This is a genomic window from Streptomyces sp. TSRI0281 (genome assembly GCF_001905125.1).
Classification (GTDB): Bacteria; Actinomycetota; Actinomycetes; order Streptomycetales; family Streptomycetaceae; genus Streptomyces.
Window position 1 is genome coordinate 22,935 of sequence record NZ_LWLE01000036.1, and the last position, 25,615, is coordinate 48,549.

The window sequence follows — 25,615 nt, forward strand, 5'->3', positions numbered from 1 at the left end:
ACACACAGAGCGTGATGACACGATTACGGTACCGCAGTCGAGGGGACGCTGCGGACAATCCGCTCAACGCCCCGCGTCTGCCGCACCTTTGCCGATTCCCGACGGCCACGCCGCACCGCGCGACGCGCCTTCCTGTCAGCTCAGCGCTTTCTCGATGGCGTCGAAGATGTCGGCGTCGGTCTCCCGCTGCCAGGCGGGCAGGTCGGGCCAGTCCGCCACATAGCCCGGCTTCGGGTCGTCGAAGTGCTTGAACATCTGAGCCGTCCAACAGGTCGCGACGAACCGGCCTCGCTGCTCGCGGGACAGCCGGGAGGTGTGTGCGCCGCTGAGTTCGACGAACTGGGCCACCTGTTCGTAGACGGCCCCTGCGGCTTCGCGCTCCCACTGCGGGGTGTCGTCCCACGGGGTGACGTAGCCGGCCTTCGGTTCACCGGGGAAGTGCCGGTGAACTCCCGCGATCCAGGTCTCCCGGAAGAGTCGTGCACCCTCGGTCTGTGACATGCCATCCCCTGTCGTCACGGTGCGCTCGACGCGGCTCAGCGCGGCAATCTTGCACCGAAGCACTTCGCCAGGGCCTCCATGGTGAAACCTCTGGAGGTACAGCAAACTCAGCACCGGATCGAGAGGGGCCGCAAGCGATGCAGTGGAAGGTTCATGGGGAACGTCCGATCTACGAGAACAACTGGGTGAACCTGTGGCTCACCGACATCGAGACGCCGGACGGGAACCGCTGGGAGCACCACGTCGTCAAGCTCCGCCACCTGGCTGTGGCCGCCGTGATCAACGAGCAACGCGAGATCCTGATGATGTGGCGCCACCGCTTCATCACGAACGTCTGGGCGTGGGAGCTGCCCATGGGCCTGGTCGAGGAGGGCGAGACACCGGCCGACGCGGCGGCCCGTGAGGTCCTGGAGGAAACCGGCTGGCGCCCTGGCTCCGTCAAGCCTCTGATCTACGCCGAGCCTGCCAACGGCATCACCGACTCCCAGCACCACGTCTTCCGGGCCGACGGTGCGACGTACGAAGGACCGCCGACCGAGAAGAATGAGTCGGACCGGATCGAATGGATCCCGCTGGCCGACGTGCGAGGCATGATCGACCGGCGCGAGATCGTCAGCAGCGGCTCCCTCGTCGGGCTTCTCTACGTGCTCATGGACGCGGCTATCCGCTGACCTGTCGGAGGGGGTTCTTCCCGGGCTCATGTGTTCCCAATGAGCTTCTGGCCATCGTGTGTTCGCACGCGGGGTGCATCGTTCAGCAGGGCATCGGTGACCCTGACCGCGTAGACCTCGGCCATGCGGCTGGTCACCTCGTCCGGGGTCAGCCATTCGACTGCCGTGGATTCATCCGACAGTTGCTCGTTGCCGCCTTCGGCATGGCAGCGAAAGACCAGGGCGATGATGCCTCGGGATGTGTTCTTGTAGACCCCGGTCAACCGGTCCACCTGGACCTTGATACCGGTCTCCTCGTAGACCTCCCGACGAACACCGTCCTCCGGGTTCTCAGCCAGTTCGAGCACGCCCCCGGGCGGCTCCCAGGTCCCGTTGTCGGCTCGCTTGATCGTGAGCACCCGGCCGTCCTCCCGGACGACGACTCCGGCCACGGACACGGAGTGGAGCGGCGTTGACGGCGTCTCCTGACGGATGTTACTCATGTACATGAGAATAGGAGACTCAGAAGGACTATGGCGAACAGCGATGTGACCTCTTCGGCCAAGGCGAAGTACCTCCAGATCGCCGACGACCTTGCCGCACAGATTCGGTCCGGTGCGCTGGCGGCCGGGGATGCCGTGCCGAGCGAGACGACTCTCATGGAACGCTACGGCGTTGCCTCGGGAACCGTGCGCAAGGCGGTTGCGGAACTACGGGCGGCTCAGCTGATCGAAACGCACCACGGGCGGGGCTCGTTCGTACGGTCCCGGCCGCCCGTGCAACGCAAGTCCTCCGATCGGTTCCGCCGGACACACCGGAAGGCAGGGAAGGCGGCCTACCTCGCAGAAGCGGAGCAGTCCGGCGGTAGGCCGTCCGTGACCATCCTCTTCATCGGCCCCGCCAAGGCTCCGGAAGAGATCGCCGAGCGGCTGGGCGTACCCGCCGGCTCCCAGGTCCTCGCGCGCAAGCGTCGCTACTTCCGGGAGGGCGTACCCACGGAAGAGGCCACTTCGTATCTCCCCTGGGACGTCGCGAAGGACATCCCGGAGATGTTCGCCGAGAATCCCGGCGGCGGAGGGATCTACGCCCGCCTCGAAGATCACGGCCACACCCTCGGAGAGTTCACCGAGACAGTCCGGGCACGGCTCGCAACCAAGGCCGAGGCGTCCGCACTTGCACTGAGCCCCGGCTCTCCGGTGATCCACCTCGTACGAAACGCGACAACGAAGCCCGGACGGGTCGTGGAGGTGTGCGACACGATCATGGCCGCTGACCAGTTCGTCCTGGACTACCGCTTCCCCGCCGAAGACTGAGAAGGCGTCAGCCGATCAGCCCGTCGGACGTTCCTTCTGACGGTCACTTGACTCCTATATAGGAGTGAGGCACTCTTTCAGCTATCACTCATGTACATGAGTGAATGAGAACGTCTCTTGTATATGAGGTGCTCATGCCGTCGTTCGAGATTGATGCCGTACGGATGACATTGCGGGTGTCGCGCGACTCCGGCCGAACGTGGGGGCCTCTTACAGAGGTACGCGTGGGCGATGACCCGCTGCTCCCGGACAACCCGGGCGGCTTCCCACCGTGCGTATGTCGCCAGTGCCCGGCACGGAACTCTGTCGACTCTCGGGGGCTGGTGTCGTGATGCGGTGCACTCACTGGCGCCGGGTGCCTCTGGACCTGGTGCGAGAGACGCAGGAGAGGTCGGCTGCGGAGTGCGTCGACAGCGCCGTCCAGTGCCAGTTGTCCACCCACGACGGCGACGAGCACTACGGCCTCATCGACGACCTCGCCGAGTACGGCACCGCGTGGTGGCTGAGCTGGCACGGAAGCGCCGAGGTGCAGTTGGTGGCGCTGCCGGACTGCCCCGTGATCAGCCCCGGACCCGACGGGGACGGCTGCCGTGGCAAGAGGGTCGGCTGGTGGATCGAGCACAGTCCGCCCGGGATGGGGCGATCAGGGTCCCAGGAGACGGCTGTCGAAGCCGTCGGCGAGGAGAGATTCGTACGCGGCATGCACGTTCTCCGGGACGTCCTGCTCGATGGCGAATCCGAGCTTTGGATACTCGATCACCCGCTGGAGGTCTCCGACGAGCATGTCCAGGACGAGTTTCCCGTCGCCGATGCTCTTGAGGTAATCGTCGAACTCCAGTGGCTCCGAGGCACAGATGATCTCGATCTCGGGCCACAGCTTGCGGGCGGTGGCGAAGGATCGACGCTCCATGTAGGGCTTGGAGACCAGCAGCACGCTTTTCGGTGTGATCCCGGCGACGGCCAGCACCTCGCGGGAGAGGGTGATGTTCTGCCCGGTGTTCCCGGCGTTCGGCTCCAGCAGGATCGCCGAAGCGGGGACGCCGAGGCCGATGGCGTGCTCGCGGAAGTGCACGGCCTCGCCGCGCGGGAACACCTTGGCGGTGGTGGGGCTGTTGCCTCCGGTGAAGACCAGGTGCGGGAAGAGTCCGGCGTGATACAGCTCGGCGGAGAACGCGGCCACTCCGAGGTCGTGGCTGCCCAGGCCGATCGCCGCGTCGGCAGGCCGGACCTCATGATGCGTCTGGTGGTAGTCCCAGATCAGCTTGGCATGCTGCCACTGATCCTCGCTGAGGGCCTGCTGGTTGTCGCTCACGCTTGTTCTCTCCCCGGTCACCGTTGCCGGGGCCCGGTCAGCCCCTGGCTCATGGCCTCGATGCCCTCGATACTGCGCAGTTGGTGCACGAGTCCGTACTGCGCGGCCACCTCGGCGGCCTGGTCGAGGACGACAGGTCCATCATCGCGGGTGTACCGGTCGGAGAGCAGGATGTGACCGTGGGCGGTGTGCAGTCGCACGTGTGGCATCGGTGAGTCCGGCGTTCCGCTGTTGCGGGCGGTGCCGATGAAGTGCGGCCCCGCGTCCAAGGCGCGGTGCAGGGTGCCGGTCCGCTCTGCGAGCAGGACCGGCGAGTGTGCCGGAGGCACGCCCCCGGCCGGTGCTCAGCACACGTGGCGGTCGCGCTCCGGGGAGTACAGGTGGCTGTCGCGGAACTGCTCCGCCCCCAGCGTGCGGCCCACCATGATCACCGCGGTCCTGACCACCCCGGCCGCCTTCACCTGCTCCGCGATCGAGTCCAGCGAGCCCCGCAGGATGATCTCGTCCGGCCGGGACGCCATGGCCACCACCGCGGCCGGGCAGTCCGCGCCGTAGTGCGGGAGCAGTTCCGCCACCACCCGGTCCACGTACGCCGCGGCCAGGTGCAGCACGATCAGGGCGCCGCTGCGGCCCAGGGTCGCCAGGTCCTCGCCCTCGGGCATCGCGGTCGCGCGCTGGGCGACCCGTGTGAGGATCACGGTCTGCCCGACGGTCGGCACGGTCAGCTCCCGCTTCAGCGCAGCCGCCGCCGCGGCGAACGCGGGCACCCCGGGCACCACCTCGTACGGCACGTCCGCCTCGTCGAGCCGCCGCATCTGCTCGTTGACCGCGCTGAAGACCGACGGGTCGCCGGAGTGCAGCCGGGCCACGTCGTGGCCCTCCGCGTGGGCCCGTACGAGCTCCGCCGTGATCTGCCCGATGTCGAGGTTCGCCGTGTCGACCAGCCGCGCCCCCTCCGGGCACTCGGCCAGCAGTTCGACCGGGACCAGGCTGCCCGCGTACAGGCAGACCGGGCTGGCGGCGAGCAGCCGCGCGCCGCGCACCGTGATCAGGTCGGCCGCGCCGGGTCCTGCGCCGATGAAGTACACGGTCATGGGGTGTCTCCTGTGTCTGCTGAGGCTGAGGTCTTGCGGCACGACCACTGCGTTACGGGCATCGCCTGGCGCCAGCCGGTGAAGCCGCCGACCGGTACCGCGTGGGCCACCGCGAGCCGTACCAGCTCGCCGCCGTGCTCCCGGTACCGCGCGGCGAGCAGCGCCTCGGACTCCAGCGTGACCGTGTTGGCGACCAGCCGGCCCCCGGCGGGCAGCGCGTCCCAGCAGGCGTCGAGGAGGCCCGGCACGGTCAGGCCGCCGCCGATGAACACCGCGTCGGGCGCGGACAGTCCGGCCAGCGCCTCCGGTGCCCGGCCGGTGACCACGCGCAGGGCGGGGACCCCGAGCCGGTCCGCGTTGCGGGCGATGCGCGCCGCCCGTACCGGGTCGCGTTCCACCGTGATCGCCCGGCACGACGGATGGGCCCGCATCCACTCGACGGCGATCGAGCCGGAGCCGCCGCCGATGTCCCAGAGGAGTTCGCCGGGCGCGGGCGCGAGCGTGCCGAGCGTGGCGGCCCGTACGTGGCGTTTGGTGAGCTGGCCGTCGTGGTCGTACGCCTCGTCGGGCAGGCCCGGTACGGCGCCGAGGCGCAGCGTGTCCGGGACGCTCCGGCACTCGACCGCGATGACGTTCAGCGGGTCGCCCGGCGGGTGCGCCCAGGTCTCCGCCGTGCCGTCGACATGGTCCTCGCCCTCGGCGCCGAGCTGTTCGAGCACCCGCAGCCGGCTCGGCCCGAAGCCGTGCTCGCGCAGCAGGGCGGCGACGGCGGCGGGCGTGGCCGCGTCGGCGCTCAGGACCAGCAGGCGGCGCCCCTCGTACAGCGCGGCGGCCAGCCGGGCGGCGGGGCGGCCCACGAGCGTGACGACCTCGGTGTCCTCCACCGGCCACCCGAGTCGGGCGCAGGCGTACGACACCGACGACGGGTGCGGCAGGACGTGCAGCGCCCCGGCCCCCAGCTCCTCGGTGAGGGCCCGGCCGATGCCGTAGAACATCGGGTCCCCGCTGGCCAGTACGGCGATGGCGCTGCCCCGGTGTGCGGCGAGGAGGCGGGGGACGGCGGGGCGCAGCGGGGACGGCCAGGGCACGCGCCGTCCGGTGCACGAGGGCGGGAGCAGCCCCAGCTGGCGCTCACCGCCGATCAGGACCTCGGCGCACCGGAGCGTGTCGCGCGCCGTGCCGGACAGGCCCGCCCACCCGTCGGCGCCGATCCCCACGACGAAGACGGGGAGCGCGGACTTGGGGGCAGGAGACACGGCCGGGACCTCGGTGTTCGGGCAGGGGAAGGGGGCGGGGGCGCAGCCGAAACTCTACTGAACGGGCGAGTCCCGGCCCCGGCCAGGTGGCCACCGCCCCACGCACCGGCAAGTGGCCGCCGCCCCGCAAGGCAGGCATTGGTTCAGAGCCGCCGCCCCGCAAGGGCATGGTTCAGAGCCGCCGCCCCGCCAGGCGGGCACGGTTCAGAGCCGCAGCCCCTCCGCGAGCAGCCCCACGTGCCGGTCGTACAGGGCCGCCAGGTCCGCCGTCCCGCCGCCCTCCGCCCAGTGCCGTACGACGGCCGTGAACACCGCGACGACCGCTGCGGCGGCGCAGCTCGCCTCCAGGTCGCCCGGCGCGCGCCCGGCGCGCTCGGCGATCAGTTCCGCGACGACGTCCTGGCCGCGCTGCTGCTCGTCCAGCCTGCGGGCCCGTACGGCGGGGTCGGTGAGGCCGAGCCGGGTACGGAACAGCAGCTCCGCCCGGTCGGTGGCCGACAGCCCGGCCAGCGAGTCGGTCAGCGCGTGCCGGACGGCGTCCACGACCGGCTCGCCCCCGGCCACGCGGGACCGCAGCGACCGGGCGAGCGCGAGGACCTGACCGTGGTCGTGGTCGTGCCCCTGGTCGTCGGCCAGGACGATGTCCTCCTTGGCCGGGAAGTAGCGGAAGAGCGTGCTCGGGGAGACCTCGGCCGCGTCGGCGATCTGGTCGACGGTGGTCGCCTCGTAACCCTGCTCGGCGAACAGGCGGTACGCCTCGCTCCGGATGGTCCGCCGGGTCCGCAGCTTCTTGCGCTCGCGCAGCCCCATGGGCGGACCCTGGACACCCTGGCCGACGCCTTCGGCCGGGGCCCGGACCGACAGCTGCCCCGGCATCTGCCCCGGATTCGGAGCCGGGGTCTCCTTGACGCTCATACGGTCGATTCTCCGGCACCCGCTGTCCCGGCGGCACCTCCCCGTACGGGGCAGGGTGGGTGATGACGGAGAAGTTCCGCGCGTGGTGTCGAGGAACCGCCCCCGGCTCCGACGTCCCCTGTGAAAGCCGCCCACCGGGGGCGGGCACAGGAACCGAGGAGCGAACTCATGAAGTATCTGGTGATGGTCCAGGGCACCCAGGCCGACTACGACACGATGTCCGGCAAGGGCTCCGCGCACAGCGTGACGTGGAGCGAGAAGGACATGCAGACGATGTTCTCCTTCATGGAGGGCATCAACAACGACCTCGCCGAGTCCGGTGAGCTCGTGGACGCCAACGGTCTCACCGAACCCGCGCAGACCCGGTTCGTGAGCGCGGGCGACGACGGCCGGCCGGTCATCTCGGACGGGCCGTACGGGGAGACCAAGGAACTGCTCGCCGGGTACTGGGTGCTCGACTGCGAGAGCCTGGAGAGGGTCACCGAGATCGCGGCCCGCATCGCGCGCTGCCCGCAGCCCGAGGGCGCGCCCGAGTACCCGGTGGTCATCCGCCCCATCCAGGGCGAGTGCTGAGTACGCCGAAGGCCGGAGCCACGTGTGAACCATGACGAAGACCGGATCGAGGACCTGTTGCGCCTGCACGCGCCACAGGTCCTCGGCGCGCTCGTACGGCGGTACGGACACTTCGACGCGGCCGAGGACGCGGTGCAGGAAGCCCTCCTCGCCGCGGCACGGCAGTGGCCGGAACAAGGGCTGCCGGACAACCCGCGCGGCTGGCTCATCAGGATTGCGTCCCGGCGGCTGACCGACCGGCTGCGCGCCGACTCGGCCCGGCGGCGGCGCGAGGAGACGGCGGCGGCGCTCACCCCGAGGGACGCCTTCACCGCACCGCCGCCCGGGGAGAGCCGGGCCCCCTCCGAGGACGACACCCTCACCCTGCTCTTCCTGTGCTGCCACCCCGCGCTCACCCCCGCCGCGCAGATCGCGCTCACCCTGCGCGCGGTCGGCGGCCTGACCACCGCCGAGATCGCCCGCGCCCATCTGGTGCCCGAGGCGACCATGGCCCAGCGGATCAGCCGGGCCAAGCACAAGGTGCACGGAACACCGTTCCGGCAGCCGGGGCCCGAGGACCGTGACGAACGGCTGGCCGCCGTGCTCCAGGTGCTCTACCTGATCTTCAACGAGGGTTACACCGCCTCCTCCGGCCCCGCTCTGCACCGCGCGGACCTCGCCCGCGAGGCCGTCCGGCTGGCCCGTTCCGTCCGCCGCCTCCTGCCGCGGGAAGGCCGGGTGACCGGCCTGCTGGCACTCATGCTGCTCACCGAAGCCCGCAGCCCGGCCCGCACCGGCCCGCACGGCGAACTGATCCCGCTCGACGAACAGGACCGCACCCTCTGGGACCGTTCCGCGATCGCGGAGGGAGTCGCCCTCGCCGAGGAGGCGCTGTCCCAGGGACCCGCCGGGGACTACCAGCTACAGGCCGCCGTCGCGGCCCTGCACGACGAGGCGGAGCACTCCGACGACACCGACTGGCCGCAGATCCTCGCCCTGTACGACATCCTCGTGCACCGCACACCCGACCCGATGGCGGCACTGGGACGGGCGGTCGCCGTGGCCATGGTGCACGGTCCACGGGCGGGCCTGGCGGAAGTCGCCCTGCTGGAGGGCCCGTTGGCCGGTCACCATCGGCTCGATGCCGTACGGGGCCATCTGCTGGAGCGGGCCGGGGACCCGGAGGCGGCGCGCGCCGCCTACCGCTCGGCGGCCGACCGCACCCTCAGCGAACCCGAGGCCCACTACTTGCGGAGGCGGGCGGACGCGCTGCCCCCGACTCCGTGAATCCCGTTCCCGTGAATGCCGTGAATCCCGGGCGGGGAACCGGGCGGTTCGGCCCATGCGGCTACGGTCTCCGGCCGAAGAACTCGACCTCCGCCACGGCGACCCGGCGGCCCTCCCCGGTGCCGTACGCCGAGTCGACCGTGAGCCGGGCCCGTACGGTCTCCTTGCCGCGTACGTCGAAGGTCTGCTGACCCGCCTGGTCGCGCAGCCGGATCGTCCGGCTGGTCTCCTTGCCGTCCTTCGCCGTCAGTACGACGGTGATCCGCGCCGGGCGGGCCTGGGTGAGGAATTCGTCCTTCCGCGCCGAGGTCCCGGAGAAGACGACGATCTTCCGCACCCCTACCGGCTGAGCGAACTCGCACTCCAGGTACTCCCCGGCGCCCACCCCGGCCTCTTTCGGCGCCCAGTAGCGGTTGTTGAACCCGTCGAAGGCCGCACCCGCCGGATGGCCGGACACCGCGCTGGACGCGCGGAACACCGAGGGCGGCACCGACTCGGGAGTCCCCGTCTCCTCCTTCGCGAAGCCGAACAGGCCGGACAGGTGCGGAAGCGCGAACCAGATCCCGACCGCCAGCAGAAGCAGCACGACCGGCAGCCCGAATCTCGGCCGCCGCCATCCGCGCTTCGGCCTCGTCCCCGCGACATGGGCCTGCCGGGGGCCGCGGCGGAAGATCCGGCGCCACCACGGCGGGCGGACGTCGGGGGGCGGGCCGGGGTCGAGGAGCAGCGCACAGCGGACGCAGAGCGTGCGTCCCGGCGCGTTCTCCGTACGGCAGTTGGGGCAGATCACCGGCGCTCCAGCAGGGACCGGCGCCGGTGTCTCGGGGGCGGGCTGCCTCGGCCCCCGGTCCGGCCAGGCATCAGGCCCCGGAGCGGGCCCGCCCACCTCCTCCCCGGGACGCCGGGGAGCGGCGGTGGCCGGTGGAGGTGGTGTGGGAGGTGCAGAAGGTGCGGGTGGTGGGGGTGGGGTGAATGCGGGCGGAGGTACGGGGGCGGGCGGAGTAGCGGGAAGGGGGACGAGGGCAGACGGAGGCGCAGGAGGGGGCACGTGGGTAGGCGCGGGTGCAGGAGGGGGTACGTGGCTGGCCGCGGGTGCCACCGGCGGAACCGGCGCAACCGGCGAAGCAGAAGGCGCAGACGGGGCCGGCGGAACAGGCGTCACCAGCGGGGGCGCCGGCACCCCCGGCGCGGGCGCGGGCGCGATCGGCGGAACAGGTGCCGGGGCCGCGCTCCCCTCCGCCGGCTCCCAGGCCAGGAACGCCTCGCAGGACGCGCAGAACTCCCGCCCCGGCGCGTTCCGGTGACCGCATGACTCACAGATCACTCCGCACCACCCCCCGAAGCCGCCGGGCTCCCGGCCGACGGCAGGATCTCCAGCGTGAACCCGACGTGCGCCGGAACCTCCGTACCGATCAGCTCCTCCAACCGCACCCGGTCGATCCGCCGCCCCCGCCCCGCTTCCGGCTCACGGACCCGGATCGTCACCCACGGGCGGGCCTGGCCCGGCAGCGGGGTGAGCGGCCGGGTCGACCACGCCGTACCGCCGCTCTCGACGATCTCCGGTTCCGCACCGGTCTCCAGCCGTACCGCCTCGGCCAGACCGCCCGACGTCCCGCGCCGGGCATGCCGGGCCACCGCCCCCCGTACCGCAGCCCGTTGCCGGTCCGGGGCGCTGTCCTCGTACGGCTCCACGGCCACCCACTGGGCGAGCCAGGCGAGAAAGTCGTCGGGGGCGCTGCGGGGGTCGAGGTGGGCGGGCAGGTTGTCGATGGTGAGCAGGACCGGGGCGAGCACGTCGTCCAGCGCGGCGAGGAAGCGCTGGAGGAAGTCCTGCTCCAGGTAGACGGCGGGCAGTTGCTCGATCAGCGGGTGCGGGGTCGGGAGACCGGGGACGCCGGTACGCATCGGCTCAGCCCTCCCGTACCCGGAGCGCGTGTTCGTAGCTGAAGACCAGCGCGTGCCGGTCCAGCGGAATCCGGGTGGTGGCTTCGGTGCGCTCCCCGGTCACCGGGTCCGCCGGATACAGCCGTACGTCCTCCACCAGGTCCACCCCGGGCACCCGTTGCAGGACCGCGAACGCCTCGCCCGACTGGATCGGCCGGCCGAACGGCCAGCCCTGCCCGTTCGGTCCGCCGGTCAGCGGGTTGAAGTACCCGTACAGCGCGGCGAGCGCCGTCTCACGGACCCGTTCGACGACGGCCCCCCGCTCGGCCTGCACCGTGGCGACGACGGTGACGCCCTGGTAGAACGGCGGCTCGACCACCAGCCGGGCCCCGATCGGACGGCGGGCGTCCAGATGCCCGGCGATGAGGCCGAGGGTCTGGGCGGGCGGGATGAGTTCGTCGAACACGATCCGGCCCTGCTCGTCACTGCGTCCGGCCGGTACGACGAGCAGCCGCACTCCGCCCGCCTCGGCGCCGCCGTTCTCCCCGGCGCCCCCGTTCGCCCCCGCTGCCCCGCCGCTCCCGCCGGACCCGCCGGACCCGCCGGACCCGCTCCCGCCCCCGTCCTCTCCGGCCCGGATGCAGTGCACACGGGCCGCGTCCGGGGCGATCTCGCGGGCCAGGAGTTCGTAGTCGTGCGGGACGACGGCCCGGTGCAGGGTCCGCAGCGTCATCGGCCCGCGCACCCGTGCGCTGTCGACGCTCTCCCCGTCGACCCCGCCGAGTGCCGGTCGGCGGTTCTCCACCCGGGCCACGTACGGGATCGCGCTGCGCAGGACCCGCAGGGTGGACCGGGCGACGTTGCCGCGCAGCCCGCCTCCGGTGCGGTAGGAACGCACCCGGACGATGGCGCCCTTGTCCGGGAAGTCGCCGTAGTAGCGGATGCCGCCGTCCCGTTCCCGTACGGCGGGGCCGAACTCCACGCGGCCGGAGTTCGGGTCGAGGGTGATGTGGCGGTCCTCGGGCCCGGAGTGGGCGAAGTCGTCGACCTGGGTCCACCGGGTGAATCCGTCGCCGCCCGCCTGATCCGACACCTCCACGACGAACTCGCCGGGCACCACGGGCGGGCGCGCCAGCGTGAACACCTGGCCCGGTACGCCCTCCGCCGCTCCGAGCACCTCGTCCGTGACGGTCTCGGCGTGTTCGGCGGGCACGGTCGCCCCGATCGTGAACGCGGAGATCCGGCGGACCACGGGCGGCGCCATGTACGTCGGCCGGCCCGGCTCCGCCTCGATCAGACGGCAGCGCAGCCAGCCACCGGTACGCCCCACGACGGCCGCCGGTACGTGGTTCTTCGGCAGATGCAGGATCAGCTCACCGGACCGGTTGAAGCCGCCCGTGTCGTCCTTCTCGATCTCGCAGACCGTCCAGGCGGTGCCGTCCCACGCCTCCCAGAGCAGCGGCGGCCGCAGCGGGTCGACCCCGACGCCCTCGACCCGGCAGTCCAGCCGCAGGACGACCACGCCCGCCGGAACCGCGGCGGACAGGCCCACGTACAGGCAGTCCCCCGGCGCCGGAGTGGCCCCGAAACACGCCACGTCCCGCCCGAGCGCCAGCTCCTCCGTACGGTCCACGGCTTCCCCGGGCGAGGGCCAGGTGGCGAGATGGGCAAAGGCGCAGGGCTCCACCGTCAGGGTCTCGGAGGTGGTGAAGACGACCGCCTCCTCCGTCTCCGTACGGACGGTGGCGACCTCCGTACCCGCCCGCACCACCACCGGGTCGGGCTGCGGCGCGGACAGCCGGAACGTCACCTCGGTCTGTGCGGCCGTGGGCGGGTGGAGCCGCACCCCGATCAGGTCGAGGAAGGTCAGATAGTTCTTCTCCGGCACCCGGTTCACCCGGTAGACGAGCTGGTCGACCATGGCCGCGAACGCCTCGATGAGGGTCACACCGGGGTCGGACACATTGTGGTCGGTCCACTCCGGGCAGCGCTGCTGCACCAGGCGCTTGGCCTCGTCCACCAGGTCCTGGAAGCGGCGGTCGTCCAGATGCGGACTGGGCAGCGTCACGCGCCTGCCTCCTCGTCGTAGGGCGTTCCCCGGGCGGCCGTCGCGTCCTGGGCGGCGCTCGCGTCCTGGGCGTGCTGCGGGATCACATAGAAGGGGAAGACCAGGTTCCGGGGGTCGTTGGCACCGCGCACCGTGTAACCGATGTCGATGTACAGCACCCCCTCGTCCGCCTCGTCGAACCGGACGACCACCTCGGTCACCTCGATCCGGGGCTCCCAGCGCTCCAGCGCCAGCCGTACCTCGTACGCGAGCTGCCCGGCGGTCCCCGCGTCCGCGGGGGCGAACACGTAGTCGTTGACGGCGCAGCCGAACTCCGGCCGCATCGGCCGCTCCCCCGGCGAGGTCGCCAGGATCAGCCGGATCGACTCCTCCAGCTCGTGTTCGCCACGCACCAGGGCGATGGACCCGGTGGCATCCGTACGCGGCGGAAACGCCCAGCCCGCGCCGATGAACTGCTGTCCCATACCGGCTCAGCCCCCGATCAGCACCGACGTGCACCCGGACACGACCGGCGCACCGCAGCCCGCCAGATCCCCGACCCGGGCGGCGGGCTTCCCGCCGATCAGCACCGAGGAGCTGCCGGGCGGCGCGATCGTGGACGGCGGATGGGCGGTGGGGGACGCGCACTGGTGCGCGGTGCCGACCGTGGCGGCGGGCTTCCCGCCGATGAGCACGGACGGCACGCCGGGCGGCCCGACGGTGCCGGGATGCCCGGTGGGATCGCCGACCCGGGCGGCTGCGGATGCTGCTGCCGACATGCGGTCCACTCCTGTTCTGTACGAGTGCGAGTGCGAGTACGTGTGGGTGTGCGAGTACGTGTACGTCTGCGTCTGCGTCTGCGTGTACGGGGCCGAGTGCGGGGGCGAGTACGTCAGTTGAGCTTGATGATCGGGGCGTTCACGGACACCGAGGCACCGCTCTTGATGTCGGTGCGCTGGGTGCCGTTGACCGAGACCTGGCCGCCCTGCACCTCCACCGCTCCACCGGTGGAGAGCGCGACCTTCCCGTTCCCGCCGTCGACGGACACTCCGCTGCGGGACGTCAACGTGACGCTGTCACCGGCGAGTTGGAGGGCACCGCGCCCGGCGTCCAGCGCAACCCCCTTGGCCGCCGTGATGGAGACCTGCTCCTTGGCCTCGATCGTCACGCTGCCGTCGCTGTTGATGACGATGGCGGTGCCCTTGCGGTCGAGGTCGATCGTGAGCTTGCCGTCGCCGGTACGGAGCCGGACGCCCTGCGGCCCGTTCGCGGCGTCCAGCAGCTCCAACTGGTTACCGCTCCTGGACGCGAAGGCGCGCCGGTTCACGGCACCACTGGTGGGATCGACCAGTTCGCCACCGCCACCGGTGCCAGCACCGGCACCGGCACCGGCACCGCCAACGGCGGGAGTACCGCTGTCACCGGCGGGCGCACCGCTCCCGGAGCCGCCCCCGCCCGGCCGGTCCTTCCCGTTGTACAGCCCCGCGAGTACATAGGGCCGGTCCAGATGCCCGTGCTCGAACCCGACCAGCACCTCGTCACCGACCTCCGGAATGAACGCCTCGCCGCCGCCCGTCCCGCCCGACTGCGCCGTACGCGCCCAGTCGCTCGCGTACTCGTCGGACAGCCACGGGAACCGGACCTTGACGCGCCCCGACCCCTCCGGGTCCTGGGTGTCCGTCACGGTCCCGCTCACCAGCCCGGCGCACCGCGAGCCACCACCGCCGCCGCCCCCGCCCGGTGCTCCCCCGGTCAGCCCGAACAGCGAACGCTCCTGCTGGCCGGAGACGGTGATCCAGGTCTCGTACCCGCGTACGGCGTCGAAGACGTGGCGCGAGGACGTCACCGTGTACCGGCCCTCGAACGGCGCGCCCACCGCGTTCAGCGCCACCGCGCTGCCCGCCCGGACCTCCGGGTTGCCCCGGATCACCGCCTCCAGCTCCGCGAACGACCCGGCGATCCGCTCCGCCAGGGCCTTCGCCGCCTGGTCCACCTGCGCCTGCGCCCCGTACGCCGCGTCCGTCACGACGAACCGCGCCTCGCCGAACGGGGCGGCCACCTCCGCCGCCGTCACCCCGAGTTCCAGCGTGGACGACTTCCCCGCCGGGGCCCTGCCCACCAGCGGCTGCTTGGCCTGGACGTCCCAGCCGCGCACCTCCACCTCGGAGACCTGCTCGGCGGCGGACACCCCGGCCCGGCAGCGCAGCAGGTTGCTGCCCAGTTCCAGGACGAGGGGATCGCGGTCCGCACGCGCCGAGGCGTCCGGTGCGCCGCTCGCCTCGGCGGGCCGGGTGATGTGCAGCTGCCCGTCGCGTACGTACGCCTGGGCGCCGGCCTCCTCGGCGAGCCCGCGCACGAACTCCCAGTCGGTGACGTTGGGCTGGGCGATGTGTGCGAGCACCGGCCCGGCGATGTCCACGTTCCCCGGCTTCAGCCCGGCGCGCCGGGCGACCTGACCGCAGATGTCGGCGAGGGTCATGTTCTGGTAGCTGGCCACCCGGCGCCCCCGGAAGAGCCGGTGCGACTCGTCGAGCCCGCGTACGACGGTGAAGGTGCCGGTCTCGTCCAGCTCCACCTCCAGAGCGGTCACCACGCCGTCGAGCAGCGGCTTCGGAGCCGTGTCCCCGCCCGCACGGGCCAGCAGCCGGGCCTCGCTGCCGATCTTCAGCCCGGCCTGCTCCAGCAGCACCCGGTCGGGGTCCCGGAACCGCAGCAGGAACAGGTCCGGGAGCGTACGGCTGTCGTCGACGTACCCCTCGACCAGGGTGTTCACGAACTTCGCCGGCAGCGGTGTGCCGCCGAACTCCACCACCAGCGCGGTGGCGACCCCCTGCTGAGCCATCAGCCCCGCCTCTCCCGGTCGACGGCACCGCGACGCCGGTCGGCCGCGTCCCGGAGCCGGTTCAGCTCGTCGAGGGCGGGCAGCAGGAGCTGGGTCCCCGGCGCGATCCGCATCGGGTCGTCGATGCCGTTCGCCTCGGCGATCACCCGCCAGGCACCGGCGTCCCCGTACTCCCGGTGGGCCAGCGAGGGCAGCGAGTCCCCGGCGTCCACCCGGTGCACGCGCCGGGCCGCCAGCGCGCCCGAGGTCGGGTTCTGCCCCGGTGTCTCCCCGCTGATCTCCTCCATCGTGACCTGGCAGACGGCCCGGATCGGCACCCCGGACGTCGTGAACAGCGTGTATTTTGCCGCCACTTGACTGACGTACCCCGGAAATCCCGTGAGCCCGCCCCAGTGGAAGACCACCCACGGCGGCGAGGAACGCTGCTGCTGCCGGGTCTCGTTCGTCGGCACACAGCACGCGAACAGCTGCTCCACCGAGGTCACCACCCGGGTGTCCTGGGTGTCGCTGGCGTCGAAGAACATCTCGACGGTGAGCTTGCTGGGCTGCGACCCCTGATACTCCGGCGGCCCGGAGCTCTTCGCCCCCTTGGCCGGACTCCGCTTCCAGGAGGCCGCCTTGGTCAGGCTCAGCTCCTTGGGGTTGAACTGGAAGTCGATCCGCCCGCACGGCCCGCCGGGGGTGAGCCCGCCACCGGTCGGCGGGGTCCGCAGCTCCAGGTAGGCGTGCTCCAGCTTGGGCCGGGCCGATCCGCCCTTCGCGGCGGACGCCACCCCCGACGTACCGGCGGCGCTGAAGGCGATGGGCCCTGCCCCGCTCACGCCGCTCAGCCCTCCATCACATAGCCGTGATGGGCGATCTCGATCGTCTCCATCGCGACCTTCGGCGACTCGGGCGTGAACGAGGGGCCGGTCCAGCGCACGGGAACGACCTCCAGCAGCCCCCACTGGGCCACCTTCCGCCCGTCCCCGGTCCGCGCCTCGATGTGCGCCGTCTTGCGGCTGAACCCGGTCGTCATCGTGGCGAACCAGCGCGCCACCTTCTCCGTCTCCCGGGTGAGCGGCCGGGAGAGCTTCACATTGGAGTACTTCAGGCGGGTCGGCAGCTGCCACAGATGACCGTTGTTGCCGCCCTCCTCCCGCGTTTCGAGCACCACTTCACAGCCCAGGCCGTCACATGTGTTGAACGACCCCAGCTCGATGTCGTCGATCGTCACGACGAAGCAGACGCTGACGGCGGGGTCGCTGTCCTGAGCGGTGGCCATGACACGTACCTCTCTCACTGGCGGGCGATCACGGGGCGGGTGGTGCTCAGTGGCGGGTGTTGATGAGGAATCCGGCGCGTTCGCGTTCCAGCCGGAGGTCGGCCTTGAGGAGTCGGCTGAGCGGCGCGTACAGGGCACGGACCAGCTCGTCCGTCACGGGCGGCGCACCCGCCTGGCCCGGTGCTCCGCCACCACCGGCGCGGGCGGCCGGAGCACCGGCCGCGTCGCCGGAGGAGGACTCGGAGCCCGGTTCCGCGTCCGGTTCCGGTTCCGGTTCCGTCGCCGTGTCCGGTACGGGGTCGGGCGGCGGTGGCTCCTCGGTGATCTCCGCGTCCCGCTGGACGACCGGTCGCGACGTGCCCGAAGGCGGCGAGGCCGACGTGGCGGACGGGGGGCCGAAGACGACGCTTCCGTCGGGCATGCGCTGGGCGACCCCGGCCGCGACGGCGAAGGCACCGGCCGTGGGAAAGGCGCTGCGGCTGCCGCCACCCGGCGGGAAACCGGCCGCCGTCCCCGGCGACCGTCCGCCGGTCCGCCGCTGCACCGGGAGGCGCGACGCCGCGGAGGGCGCACCCGGGGAGGCGACGACGGCCCGCTGTACGGCGGGCGCGCCCGCGTACGCGCCCGTCCCCGTGCCCACTCCCGTGCCCGCCGTGGTCCAGCGCACGGGCACGGCGTCGGGTACGCCAAGGGGTCCGGCACCGTGCCCGGCACCGGCCACCGCGCCGGAAGGTCCCTCCGGGGAACGCTGCGCGACGGGCCCGATCGGCGCTTCGGCCCCTTCCGGACCGGCGGTGGTGCGAAGGGCCAGCGGACGATCGCCGAGCAGCGGGGCGGTGGGCAAGGAGTGCGGGGGTCCAGGAGCAACGGGAGTACCAGAGGCACCAGGAGTACCGGTGGAACGCTGGACCGCCGCCCCGTCGGCCTCACCACCGACGCCACGGGGGACGGCGCCGGACACACCACCGGGCACGGCACCGGACACGGCACCGACGAGCGGATCATCGCCGAGCAACGGGGCGGTGGGCCCGCCCATGTCCGTACCGACGGACGGCGGCTCGGGTCCTTCGTCCGGTACCGCCGGTACCGCCGGTACCGCCACCTCCGGTACGCCGGAGCCGTCCTCCGCACTCCGCGACACGGGAACCGCCACCGCGCCCCCCTCACTCCCGGCCCCGCCCCCACTCCCGGCCCCACTCCCCGGTACGGAAGCGGCGGCCGATCGCTGAGCTGTCGGCGGCAGTCCGGCCAGGGGCGCCCCGAGTCCGGGCGCGCGCCGGGCCGGCTCCGCCGCCGGAGGCTCCACACCGCGCTGAACAGCACCGCTCCCGGAAGGCCCCGCATCGCCCGGTCGCGGAAGTGCCGACTGCGGTACGAGGGGTTGCTCGCCGACGAGCCGGCGTACGGGAAGGTCGGCCACCGCCCGCTCCCCGGCCGAGGTCATGGCCGGTGCGCCACCTGCGTACACACGCTGTACGGGCACGGTCTCCACCCGCATCGGCATCTCGACGGACCGCTGGGCCGTGGGTGACGGCTGCGGGCTCACCGGTGCCGGAGCGGTGAGCCCGTGGACGAGTCCGGCGGGCGCGTCGGGGCTGACGAGATGGCCGAGGGGCGTACCGAGTGCGGTGTCCTGCCGGGTGGACAGCGACTGCTCGAACCCGGAGGGATCGCTGACGAGTTCCTGCCCGGCGAGGGTCCGCTGCATGGGCACCAGCCGATGCACATCGACACGGTCATCCCGCGGTGCCGGAGTCCGTGCGTCCTGCGCGGCCACCGGCACGGCCCCGCTCGTGGAACGGCCGCCGCGCAGCCAGGACATCAGCCCCATGGATCTCGTGTCCTCCCCCGCGCCACTCGCTACCGCCCGTTGAGGCAAGCGACCTGTGCAACGAACTTCAGGCGTTCCGGATGTTCCAGGTCCAGCAGGTCATCGAGCGGCCAGTGGAAGTGATAGGCGAGGTACGCGACCTCCTCGTAGAGCAGGTCGGCCGCGTACGTCACGATTCCCCCAGGCGGCCACCGGCGAGATCCACCGCGAACTCCTCCTGGCAGGAGGGACAGGTGACGGCGGCGCGGGTGTGTCCCTCGGCGTTGATCCGGCGGTAGAAGTCCTGGAGGAACGCCAGGTCCGAGGCGAACAGGTCCTCGATGATGCCGGGGTGTATGTCGTCGATGGTGCCGATCCGGGTCACGACCCGGGAGATCAGGACGACGGAGAGGTACGCGGAGTTCTCCCGGACCCGGTCGTCCCGCAGCGGCACCAGTTCGTCGCGGGCGGTCGCGAGCCGCATGACGCCGCCGCGGTGCACGGCGCCCGAGTCGTCGACGTACCCACGCGGCAGCTCGAAGGCGAACTCCGTCCGCAGCGGCTCGGGTTGCCGGTCCCGCCCCTGCTGCTCCGACCGTTCCGACCGCTCCGCCCTTTCCGGCTGCTCCTGCCGGGGGGCCTGGAACTGGACCGTACGGCGCATCAGTCGAGTTCCATGCTCTCGTAGGTGATCGCCAGCTTCTCCGTCAGGACCGAGGTGTCACCGGCCTTGAGCGTGCCGATCTCCAGGGACTTCGGCCAGGCGTTGATGAGCTTGTAGCGCTTGATCGGCATGCCCTCGTAGTCGTAGACGATGACCGAGCCGTTGCGGCGGGCGTCCGTCATCCGGCCGAAGCGCGAGTCCTTGATCCAGCGCTCGAAGCTGTTGTCCTCCGTGAGGCCGCGCGTCACGGTGACCTCACCGGCCTTGGGCCGGCCCGGCAGCTTCTTCAGGGCGTACTTGCCGTCGGCGGTGTTCTGCTTCAGCTCGATGACGTCCTGCTCCATCTTCAGACCGCTGACCTCGGTGATCTGCTTGATGAGGACGCTGTCGAATTCGAGGCCGAACGAGCACCCGACGGAACTGTCGAGATCGGGAAGTGGCACAACGGGCTCCTTACGCCATGCTCAGAAACGGACCGGGCTGCGGGCCGTTCGAGGGTCCGGTCATTCGTCGATCCCGCCGGTGCCGCCGGTCAGCTGGGAGAGCCGGAACACCACGAACTCGGCCGGCTTGACCGGTGCGACACCGATCTCGCAGATGACCTGACCCGCGTCGACGCTCTCGGGCGGGTTGGTCTCGCGGTCGCACTTCACGTAGAACGCCTCGTCGGGCGTCAGCCCGAACAGCGACCCCTTGCGCCATTCGTTGACGAGGAACGCCGAGACCGTACGGCGGATACGGGCCCACAGCGCATCGTCGTTCGGCTCGAAGACGACCCACTGCGTACCGGCGAGGATCGACTCCTCCAGGTAATTGAAGAGCCGCCGCACATTCAGGTACCGCCAGGCCGGATCCGAAGCGAGTGTCCGCGCACCCCACACCCGGATTCCCCGCCCGGGGAAGGCACGGATGCAGTTCAGCCCGAGGGGGTTGAGCAGATCGTGCTCGCCCTTGGTCAGCTGCGTCTGCAACGCGACGGCTCCCCGCACCACCTCGTTCGCCGGAGCCTTGTGCACCCCGCGCGAATCGTCATTGCGCGCCCAGACCCCGGCGATGTGCCCACTGGGCGGTACGAGGGTGGCGCGGCCCGAAGCGGGGTCGGCGACGCTGATCCACGGGTAGTAGAGGGTCGCGTACTTGGAGTCGAAGTTGGCCCGGTCGGTGCGCCAGCCCCTGACCTGCTGCGGCGAGAGCCCCGGCGGCGGGTCGAGGATGGCGACGCGGTCGCCCATCAGCTCACAGTGGGAGATCAGCCCCTGCTGGACGGCGATGACCGACTCCAGGTCCAGCAGCCCGCGTTCGTACGCGCTCATCAGGTCGGGGACCGCGATCATGGTGACCTCGTCGACCGCTTCCAGGCCGCCGAGCCCGGTCCTGCGGTCGGCGTCACCGACGTACGCCTCGGGGGCCAGCGCCCCGGCACCACCGGCGGCGGGGGCGGCGGGCGCGAGGGTGACGGACTGCGTCTCGGGGCGGGCGGGCGCGGCGCCGCGCCCCGACTCCCGTACCTCGATGAGCTCGGACTTGGCGTTGACCCGGGTGGCGACGTTCTCCTTGCTGCGCTTCGTCGTCACCGAGGGGTACGTCTCCGCGACCTGCCCGTCGCGCTTCACGATGAGCTGGAAGACGTCGGAGGGAGGGTCGTCCCCCTCGACGTCCGTCACTTCGACGCTGATCTCCCAGGCCACGCCCGGCCGGGGCTTCACGGCGTAGGGGCCGACCTGCACTTCGGACCCGGCGGCCGGTTGGCCGGTCTCCCCGCTCTCCCCGTCGCCGCCTTGCGCGCAACCGTCACCGATCCGCACGACGTAACAGATGCCGCCGCCGTTGGCGAAGAAGCCGTAGACGGAGGAGGCGAGATACGTACCGTCGACGAAGTCGCCGAAGGTACTGACGAACTGGCTCCAGTTCGTGATCAGCGTCGGCTCGTCGAGAGGTCCCCGCTGGGCGAAGCCGACGAAGGCGGCGACCGAGGTGCCCACCCCTTCGATCGGCCGGGATCCGGACTCGACCTCTTCGACGTAGACGCCCGGGGACAGGTACGACGGCATATGAGCCTCTCCTTGACGCGCTCCTCGACGTGCTGCTCGCCCCGTTCCACGACCGGGGAACGCCGGCAATTCTCGCCACTCGTTCGATCACCGGGAACGGGTGCACGGCCGCCCTGCCGTGCACCGACGACTGCCCTAAGAGGCAACGCGACACCTCCGCCCGGACGGGCCGTCTCTGCCCCCGACCGCGCACCCGCACACTCCGCCCGCCCCCGGGGTCCCCCGGCACCCTGACAGGCACCACGTCCGGGCAACCGAGGGCTGGCGGGAGGGACGGGCGATGAAGGCGGTTCCGGAGAAGACGGCCCCCACCGCAGCGCCCCGCACCGAGACGGTTTCCCGCACGGACACCGCCGCCGCCACCGGCACCGCTCCCACTCCCGCTCCCGCCCTGCCTTCCCCGGACCGCCACTCGCTCCAGCGGTTGCGGCACCTGCAACGGTCGGCCGGCAACACGGCGGTGTCGCGTCTGGTCGCGCAGCGCTACACGGAACCGGTGAAGCCGTCCCCCGCCCAGGCCCCGGGCTTCCGGGCGGTGAAGGCGGACGTGGCGGCGAAGCGGACCCGGATCGCCGTTCACGCGGCCGCGGCTGCGGAGTCGAAGGCGTCGCAGGACGCGGCCGTCGCGCCGCCGGACGACAAGGAAGCCCAGGGCAAGACGGCGAACGCGGAGAAGATGAATGCCGCGAAGCCGGGGGAGTTCGACAAGAAGGCGTTCGTCGACGCGGTGAACAAGGCCATCGACGCGCAGGCGCCGAAGAACCTCGACGAGGCCGACAAGTTCTCCAAGTCCGGGAAGGCCGACAAGGTCAAGGACGAGGTCGACGGGAAGGTCACGGACGGCAAGGAGTCCTCGGCCAAGGACATCGACACGGCGACGAAGGCCCCGCCGGACACCTCGGCCGCCAAGGACAAAGAGGTCACCCCCCTCACCCCGGACCAGCCCCCGGCGAACCCGGGCGCCCCGTCGGCGTCCGACGCGGTCCCGGCGAAGCAGCCCGCGGCGGTGACGGACTTCTCCGAGGGCCCGGCCGCCAACGACCAGGCGATGGCGGACGCCGAGGTCACCGAGGAACAGCTCACCAAGAGCAACGAGCCGGACTTCAACGACGCCCTCTCCGCGAAGAAGACCGCCGAAACGGACTCCGCGAAGGCCCCGGCGAAGGGTCAGGCAGCGGAGAACCAGCAGCTGGCGGGGGCGAAGGAGGGTGCGGCGGCGTCGGGCGCCCAGGCGATGACCGCGCTGACCGCGACCCGGGCATCGGCGGGGAAGCAGGTCGACGGCGGCAAGGGGGACACGAAGACCAAGGACGAGAAGAAGCGCGCCGAGGTCACGGCAAAGCTCCAGAAGGTCTACGACGGCACAAAGAAGGACGTCGAGGAGACCCTGTCCGGCCTGGACAAGAAGGTCGACACAGCGTTCACGGCGGGCGAGAAATCGGCGCGGGACGCGTTCACGGCGGACCACAAGCGCCGGATGAAGAAGTACAAGGACAAACGCTACTCGGGCCTCATGGGCAAGGGCCGTTGGGTGAAGGACAAGTTCGCCGGCCTCCCGAAGGAGGCGAACAACCTCTACCAGGAGGCCCGCAAGCTCTACGTCTCCCAGATGCAGACGGTGATCTCCGCCGTCGCCGACCTCATCGGTACGGAACTGGGAAAGGCGAAGGCCCGTATAGCGAAGGGCCGCACCGAGCTGAAGGCGGAGGTCGACAAACTCCCCGCCGACCTCAAGCAGTTCGGCGAGGAGGCGGCGAAGGACTTCGCGGGAAAGTTCGACGACCTGGAAGCCACGGTCAACGAGAAGTCCGAACAGCTGGTCCAGGACCTCGCATCGAAGTACACAGCCGCGCTGAACAAGATCGACGAGGAGATCAAGAAGCTCCAGGAGGCCAACAAGGGCCTGATCGACAAGGCGAAGGACGCCATTGTCGGCGTCATCAAGACGATCAACGAACTGAAGAACCTGCTCCTCGGCATCCTCGCCAAGGCCGCCTCCGCGATCATGAAGATCATCAAGGACCCGATCGGGTTCCTGGGCAACCTGGTCAGGGCGGTAGGCGCGGGCCTGAACCTCTTCATCACCAACATCGCCGAGCACCTGAAAACAGGCGTCGTCTCCTGGCTGCTGGGCACCGCGGTCAAGGCGGGCCTCGAACTCCCGCAACGGTTTGACCTCAAGGGCATCATCCAGCTCATCGGCTCACTCCTGGGCCTGACCTGGGACAACATCCGCGCCCGCGTAACCCGCAAGGGCGTCCCCGACGAGGCGATGTCCGCCGTCGAAACGTCCGTCCCGGTAGCGAAGAACATCGCCCGCGAGGGCCCGGCAGGCGCGGTCAAGGAAATCCAGGCGGAAACGGGCGACCTCAAAGCCACGATCCTGCAAAAGCTGACGAGCTACCTGATCCCCACGGTCATCATCGCGGGCATCACCTGGATCCTCTCCCTCCTCAACCCGGCCTCCGCCTTCATCCGGGCGGTCAAGGGAATCATCGACATCGTCACCTTCATCGTGACCCAGGGCGCCCAAATAGCCGACTTCGTCAACGCGGTCCTGGACGCGGTCATAGCCATAGCCAACGGCGGCGCGGCAGGCGTCCCAAAGCTGGTAGAAGCCGCCCTGGCGACCAGCGTCCCGTTGTTGATCGGCTTCCTGGCTTCCCTGCTGGGCATCGGCAGCCTGGCCAACAAGGTGAAGAGCGTGTTTCACGCGGTGTCGCGTCCCGTGAACAGGGCAATCGACAAGATTGTCGACTTCATAGCCAAGAAAGGCAAAGCGCTCTGGAGAAGGCCCAAGAAGAAGCCCGACGGCAGGAATCAGAACGAATCGGAGAAAGGGAGGAACAACGAGAGGGGCCCTTCGCATTACCCGCCCCCAAAAAAGAGCTTCCAGTCTCTCGACAAGCAAAGCCACAGGGTCCAGTTCAATGAGGAAAGCGTGGACGCTGGCCTCATCGTTCACAGCACTCCGCAGGATATTGAGAAATACATGGCGGATTGGAAAACTGAACTGGAGGCTGCGGGTTCGAGCGCCGACAGCGAGTCTCGCGCCGCGCTTGACGATGTGAAGAAGAATGAGCAAACAGTCAAGTCACTGAATAAATCATTTCGTTCGCAGCCCGCGGGTTCACAAGCCAAACAGGATGCCTACAAAGCCCTCCTCGCAGCCCTTTCCAAACTTGCCCAACTGTTGGCGCACCGACCGGGCGCCACCCCTCCCCTGCCTCCGCCGGTTCTCCCGCCATTCGAACACGGCGTCCTCGCCCAGCCGTTCAGGGCGAGCTACATCGACAAGGATATTAAGGAAGGCACCGAGGCAAGAACATATGACGGCGCCACTCTGACGGGATGGAACATTGCCGAGACCTACAACACAACGACCGACAATAACGCCTGGGTGAAGATGCATCTCCTTCCCGCGTTCCTTGGAGGCGATGCAAAAGACTCCAATTTGGTCCCCGCGAGGGGGTTCATAAACAACCCGATGTTCCTTTGGGCCGTGGAGAACCCGGCTAAATCATCCCTAAACAAGGCAGCCACGAGTCCCGCACTTGAGCGGATGATTTGGTACAACGTCAACGTCAGCTATTACGCGACCCATGCGGGCTTTCCCAGAACCATCGAGGTCGAGTGGGGTGGCTATGAACACTCCAGTGGAAGGTGGAGCGAGCGCCCACCGCGGCCTGGCAACGGCCCCAGGTCCTTCGCTGACACACAGGACCCACCAGCACCGCTGGCCAATGACATCCTTCGGATCAACCTATCTGGAGTAAAGTACACCGTCTTCGATTCCCTCGGCATCGGAAGAACCGACGCGGAAGCAATCAAGAAACTGGTGAAGAAGAGGCCTCTCATCGACCTCGCCGACGCCATCAGTAAGTTCCCACACCTCACCACACAACTCACGAACGCCAGCACAACACAACGACTCAGATTCGGAATGGCACCCCATCACGTTCTTCGAATCAATGAACCGAAAGAGAAGTACGCTGTTTTCAGTTCCCTCGACATCGGCAGAGCCGACGCGAAAGCAATCAAAAAGCAGGTGAAGAGCACCCCCCTAGCAGACCTCCCCGACGCCATCAGTAAGTTCCCACACCTCACCACACAACTCACGAACGCCGACGCAACACAACGACTCAGATTCGACTGATACTCCGACGGAACTTC

26 protein-coding genes are annotated in these 25,615 nt (G+C 70.4%); 6 read left to right on the forward strand and 20 right to left on the reverse strand.

Annotated features, from left to right (window positions below; all coding sequences use genetic code 11):
• Positions 1-135 precede the first annotated feature (135 nt).
• A complete protein-coding gene (locus A6A29_RS36970; protein ID WP_073727455.1) occupies positions 136-501 on the reverse strand; it encodes a hypothetical protein in 366 nt (121 codons plus the stop codon).
• A gap of 137 nt (positions 502-638) precedes the next feature.
• Between A6A29_RS36970 and A6A29_RS36975 the strand changes: the two genes are divergently transcribed.
• A complete protein-coding gene (locus A6A29_RS36975; RefSeq protein ID WP_073727457.1) occupies positions 639-1,172 on the forward strand; it encodes an NUDIX hydrolase in 534 nt (177 codons plus the stop codon).
• A 26-nt stretch (positions 1,173-1,198) separates the two neighbouring features.
• Here the strand turns inward: A6A29_RS36975 and A6A29_RS36980 are convergent, their stop codons facing one another.
• Entirely contained in the window at positions 1,199-1,666 is a 468-nt protein-coding gene (locus A6A29_RS36980; RefSeq protein WP_073727459.1) for an NUDIX hydrolase, read from the reverse strand.
• Positions 1,667-1,684: 18 nt separating this feature from the next.
• On the opposite strand from A6A29_RS36980, the gene A6A29_RS36985 reads away from it, so the two are divergent.
• Positions 1,685-2,464, forward strand: a complete 780-nt coding sequence (locus tag A6A29_RS36985; protein WP_073727461.1) for a GntR family transcriptional regulator — start codon at positions 1,685-1,687, stop codon at positions 2,462-2,464.
• Positions 2,465-3,107: 643 nt separating this feature from the next.
• Here the strand turns inward: A6A29_RS36985 and A6A29_RS37000 are convergent.
• The 5 genes from A6A29_RS37000 to A6A29_RS37020 form a co-directional block, all read right to left on the reverse strand.
• Positions 3,108-3,776, reverse strand: a complete 669-nt coding sequence (locus A6A29_RS37000; RefSeq protein ID WP_073727463.1) for a YdcF family protein — start codon at positions 3,774-3,776, stop codon at positions 3,108-3,110.
• A gap of 17 nt (positions 3,777-3,793) precedes the next feature.
• Positions 3,794-4,105: a hypothetical protein gene (locus tag A6A29_RS47250; RefSeq protein WP_385728180.1), complete on the reverse strand. Its 312-nt coding sequence runs from the start codon at positions 4,103-4,105 to the stop codon at positions 3,794-3,796.
• A gap of 15 nt (positions 4,106-4,120) precedes the next feature.
• Positions 4,121-4,870 carry a precorrin-4 C(11)-methyltransferase gene (cobM, locus tag A6A29_RS37010; protein ID WP_073727465.1) on the reverse strand — a complete coding sequence of 250 codons (750 nt, stop codon included), beginning with the start codon at positions 4,868-4,870 and terminating at the stop codon, positions 4,121-4,123.
• Complete coding sequence (gene cbiE / locus A6A29_RS37015; protein WP_073727467.1) at positions 4,867-6,126, reverse strand: precorrin-6y C5,15-methyltransferase (decarboxylating) subunit CbiE; 1,260 nt, start codon at positions 6,124-6,126, stop codon at positions 4,867-4,869. Before cbiE ends, cobM begins: the two co-directional genes overlap by 4 nt.
• A 204-nt stretch (positions 6,127-6,330) precedes the next feature.
• The gene (locus A6A29_RS37020; RefSeq protein WP_241838787.1) at positions 6,331-7,041 is read right to left on the reverse strand and encodes a TetR/AcrR family transcriptional regulator; all 711 of its coding nucleotides are present in this window, start codon (positions 7,039-7,041) and stop codon (positions 6,331-6,333) included.
• A 168-nt stretch (positions 7,042-7,209) separates the two neighbouring features.
• Here A6A29_RS37020 and A6A29_RS37025 point away from each other — a divergent pair, with 168 nt between their 5' ends.
• Entirely contained in the window at positions 7,210-7,614 is a 405-nt protein-coding gene (locus A6A29_RS37025; RefSeq protein ID WP_073727469.1) for a YciI family protein, read from the forward strand.
• 24 nt (positions 7,615-7,638) lie between these two features.
• Positions 7,639-8,880 (forward strand): RNA polymerase sigma factor, encoded by a 1,242-nt coding sequence (locus A6A29_RS37030; protein ID WP_073727471.1) that lies wholly within the window; start codon positions 7,639-7,641, stop codon positions 8,878-8,880.
• A gap of 61 nt (positions 8,881-8,941) precedes the next feature.
• On the opposite strand, the gene A6A29_RS43585 is transcribed toward A6A29_RS37030, so the two are convergent.
• The 5 genes from A6A29_RS43585 to A6A29_RS37055 all read right to left on the reverse strand — a co-directional run bounded on the left by A6A29_RS43585 (position 8,942) and on the right by A6A29_RS37055 (position 13,590).
• A complete protein-coding gene (locus tag A6A29_RS43585; protein ID WP_241838804.1) occupies positions 8,942-9,670 on the reverse strand; it encodes an NADase-type glycan-binding domain-containing protein in 729 nt (242 codons plus the stop codon).
• Positions 9,671-10,200: 530 nt separating this feature from the next.
• Complete coding sequence (locus A6A29_RS37040; protein WP_073727475.1) at positions 10,201-10,785, reverse strand: phage tail protein; 585 nt, start codon at positions 10,783-10,785, stop codon at positions 10,201-10,203.
• Positions 10,786-10,789: 4 nt separating this feature from the next.
• Positions 10,790-12,832, reverse strand: a complete 2,043-nt coding sequence (locus tag A6A29_RS37045) for a putative baseplate assembly protein (RefSeq protein WP_073727477.1) — start codon at positions 12,830-12,832, stop codon at positions 10,790-10,792.
• The gene (locus A6A29_RS37050; RefSeq protein WP_073727479.1) at positions 12,829-13,296 is read right to left on the reverse strand and encodes a GPW/gp25 family protein; all 468 of its coding nucleotides are present in this window, start codon (positions 13,294-13,296) and stop codon (positions 12,829-12,831) included. The genes A6A29_RS37045 and A6A29_RS37050 overlap by 4 nt, the downstream gene beginning before the upstream one ends.
• Positions 13,297-13,302: 6 nt before the next feature.
• On the reverse strand, positions 13,303-13,590 hold the full coding sequence (locus A6A29_RS37055) for a PAAR domain-containing protein (protein ID WP_073727481.1): 288 nt from the start codon (positions 13,588-13,590) through the stop codon (positions 13,303-13,305).
• On the opposite strand from A6A29_RS37055, the gene A6A29_RS47715 reads away from it, so the two are divergent.
• Positions 13,589-13,711: a hypothetical protein gene (locus tag A6A29_RS47715; RefSeq protein WP_274535855.1), complete on the forward strand. Its 123-nt coding sequence runs from the start codon at positions 13,589-13,591 to the stop codon at positions 13,709-13,711. The genes A6A29_RS37055 and A6A29_RS47715 overlap by 2 nt on opposite strands.
• On the opposite strand, the gene A6A29_RS37060 is transcribed toward A6A29_RS47715, so the two are convergent.
• Genes A6A29_RS37060 through A6A29_RS37090 form a run of 8 tightly spaced genes read right to left on the reverse strand, consistent with a single transcriptional unit; the run spans position 13,704 to position 21,442 of the window.
• Positions 13,704-15,653: a VgrG-related protein gene (locus A6A29_RS37060; protein WP_073727483.1), complete on the reverse strand. Its 1,950-nt coding sequence runs from the start codon at positions 15,651-15,653 to the stop codon at positions 13,704-13,706. The two genes, A6A29_RS47715 and A6A29_RS37060, sit on opposite strands and share 8 nt — an antisense overlap.
• Positions 15,653-16,474, reverse strand: a complete 822-nt coding sequence (locus tag A6A29_RS37065) for a CIS tube protein (RefSeq protein ID WP_073727485.1) — start codon at positions 16,472-16,474, stop codon at positions 15,653-15,655. Before A6A29_RS37065 ends, A6A29_RS37060 begins: the two co-directional genes overlap by 1 nt.
• Positions 16,475-16,479: 5 nt before the next feature.
• Entirely contained in the window at positions 16,480-16,917 is a 438-nt protein-coding gene (locus tag A6A29_RS37070) for a phage tail protein (RefSeq protein WP_073727487.1), read from the reverse strand.
• Positions 16,918-16,963: 46 nt separating this feature from the next.
• Positions 16,964-18,748 carry a hypothetical protein gene (locus A6A29_RS37075; RefSeq protein ID WP_073727489.1) on the reverse strand — a complete coding sequence of 595 codons (1,785 nt, stop codon included), beginning with the start codon at positions 18,746-18,748 and terminating at the stop codon, positions 16,964-16,966.
• Positions 18,749-18,777: 29 nt separating this feature from the next.
• Positions 18,778-18,921 (reverse strand): DUF6760 family protein, encoded by a 144-nt coding sequence (locus A6A29_RS46045; RefSeq protein WP_198953533.1) that lies wholly within the window; start codon positions 18,919-18,921, stop codon positions 18,778-18,780.
• Positions 18,918-19,391 (reverse strand): hypothetical protein, encoded by a 474-nt coding sequence (locus A6A29_RS37080; protein ID WP_073727491.1) that lies wholly within the window; start codon positions 19,389-19,391, stop codon positions 18,918-18,920. Before A6A29_RS37080 ends, A6A29_RS46045 begins: the two co-directional genes overlap by 4 nt.
• Entirely contained in the window at positions 19,391-19,834 is a 444-nt protein-coding gene (locus A6A29_RS37085; protein ID WP_073727493.1) for a phage tail protein, read from the reverse strand. The genes A6A29_RS37080 and A6A29_RS37085 overlap by 1 nt, the downstream gene beginning before the upstream one ends.
• Before the next feature lie 60 nt (positions 19,835-19,894).
• Positions 19,895-21,442, reverse strand: a complete 1,548-nt coding sequence (locus A6A29_RS37090) for a phage tail sheath family protein (protein WP_073727495.1) — start codon at positions 21,440-21,442, stop codon at positions 19,895-19,897.
• A 496-nt stretch (positions 21,443-21,938) separates the two neighbouring features.
• Between A6A29_RS37090 and A6A29_RS47255 the strand changes: the two genes are divergently transcribed.
• A complete protein-coding gene (locus tag A6A29_RS47255) occupies positions 21,939-25,598 on the forward strand; it encodes a phage tail protein (protein WP_241838788.1) in 3,660 nt (1,219 codons plus the stop codon).
• Positions 25,599-25,615 lie beyond the last annotated feature (17 nt).

Excerpts from the sequence above, each read along its gene's own strand:
- A6A29_RS36970 (WP_073727455.1), bottom strand. The coding sequence starts at position 501 with ATGTCACAGACCGAGGGTGCACGACTCTTCCGGGAGACCTGGATCGCG.
- A6A29_RS36975 (WP_073727457.1), top strand. The coding sequence starts at position 639 with ATGCAGTGGAAGGTTCATGGGGAACGTCCGATCTACGAGAACAACTGG.
- A6A29_RS36985 (WP_073727461.1), top strand. The coding sequence starts at position 1,685 with ATGGCGAACAGCGATGTGACCTCTTCGGCCAAGGCGAAGTACCTCCAG.
- cobM (WP_073727465.1), bottom strand. The coding sequence starts at position 4,870 with ATGACCGTGTACTTCATCGGCGCAGGACCCGGCGCGGCCGACCTGATC.
- A6A29_RS37020 (WP_241838787.1), bottom strand. The coding sequence starts at position 7,041 with ATGAGCGTCAAGGAGACCCCGGCTCCGAATCCGGGGCAGATGCCGGGG.
- A6A29_RS37025 (WP_073727469.1), top strand. The coding sequence starts at position 7,210 with ATGAAGTATCTGGTGATGGTCCAGGGCACCCAGGCCGACTACGACACG.
- A6A29_RS37040 (WP_073727475.1), bottom strand. The coding sequence starts at position 10,785 with ATGCGTACCGGCGTCCCCGGTCTCCCGACCCCGCACCCGCTGATCGAG.
- A6A29_RS37050 (WP_073727479.1), bottom strand. The coding sequence starts at position 13,296 with ATGGGACAGCAGTTCATCGGCGCGGGCTGGGCGTTTCCGCCGCGTACG.
- A6A29_RS47715 (WP_274535855.1), top strand. The coding sequence starts at position 13,589 with ATGCGGTCCACTCCTGTTCTGTACGAGTGCGAGTGCGAGTACGTGTGG.
- A6A29_RS37055 (WP_073727481.1), bottom strand. The coding sequence starts at position 13,590 with ATGTCGGCAGCAGCATCCGCAGCCGCCCGGGTCGGCGATCCCACCGGG.
- A6A29_RS37060 (WP_073727483.1), bottom strand. The coding sequence starts at position 15,653 with ATGGCTCAGCAGGGGGTCGCCACCGCGCTGGTGGTGGAGTTCGGCGGC.
- A6A29_RS37070 (WP_073727487.1), bottom strand. The coding sequence starts at position 16,917 with ATGGCCACCGCTCAGGACAGCGACCCCGCCGTCAGCGTCTGCTTCGTC.
- A6A29_RS37075 (WP_073727489.1), bottom strand. The coding sequence starts at position 18,748 with ATGGGGCTGATGTCCTGGCTGCGCGGCGGCCGTTCCACGAGCGGGGCC.
- A6A29_RS37080 (WP_073727491.1), bottom strand. The coding sequence starts at position 19,391 with ATGCGCCGTACGGTCCAGTTCCAGGCCCCCCGGCAGGAGCAGCCGGAA.
- A6A29_RS37090 (WP_073727495.1), bottom strand. The coding sequence starts at position 21,442 with ATGCCGTCGTACCTGTCCCCGGGCGTCTACGTCGAAGAGGTCGAGTCC.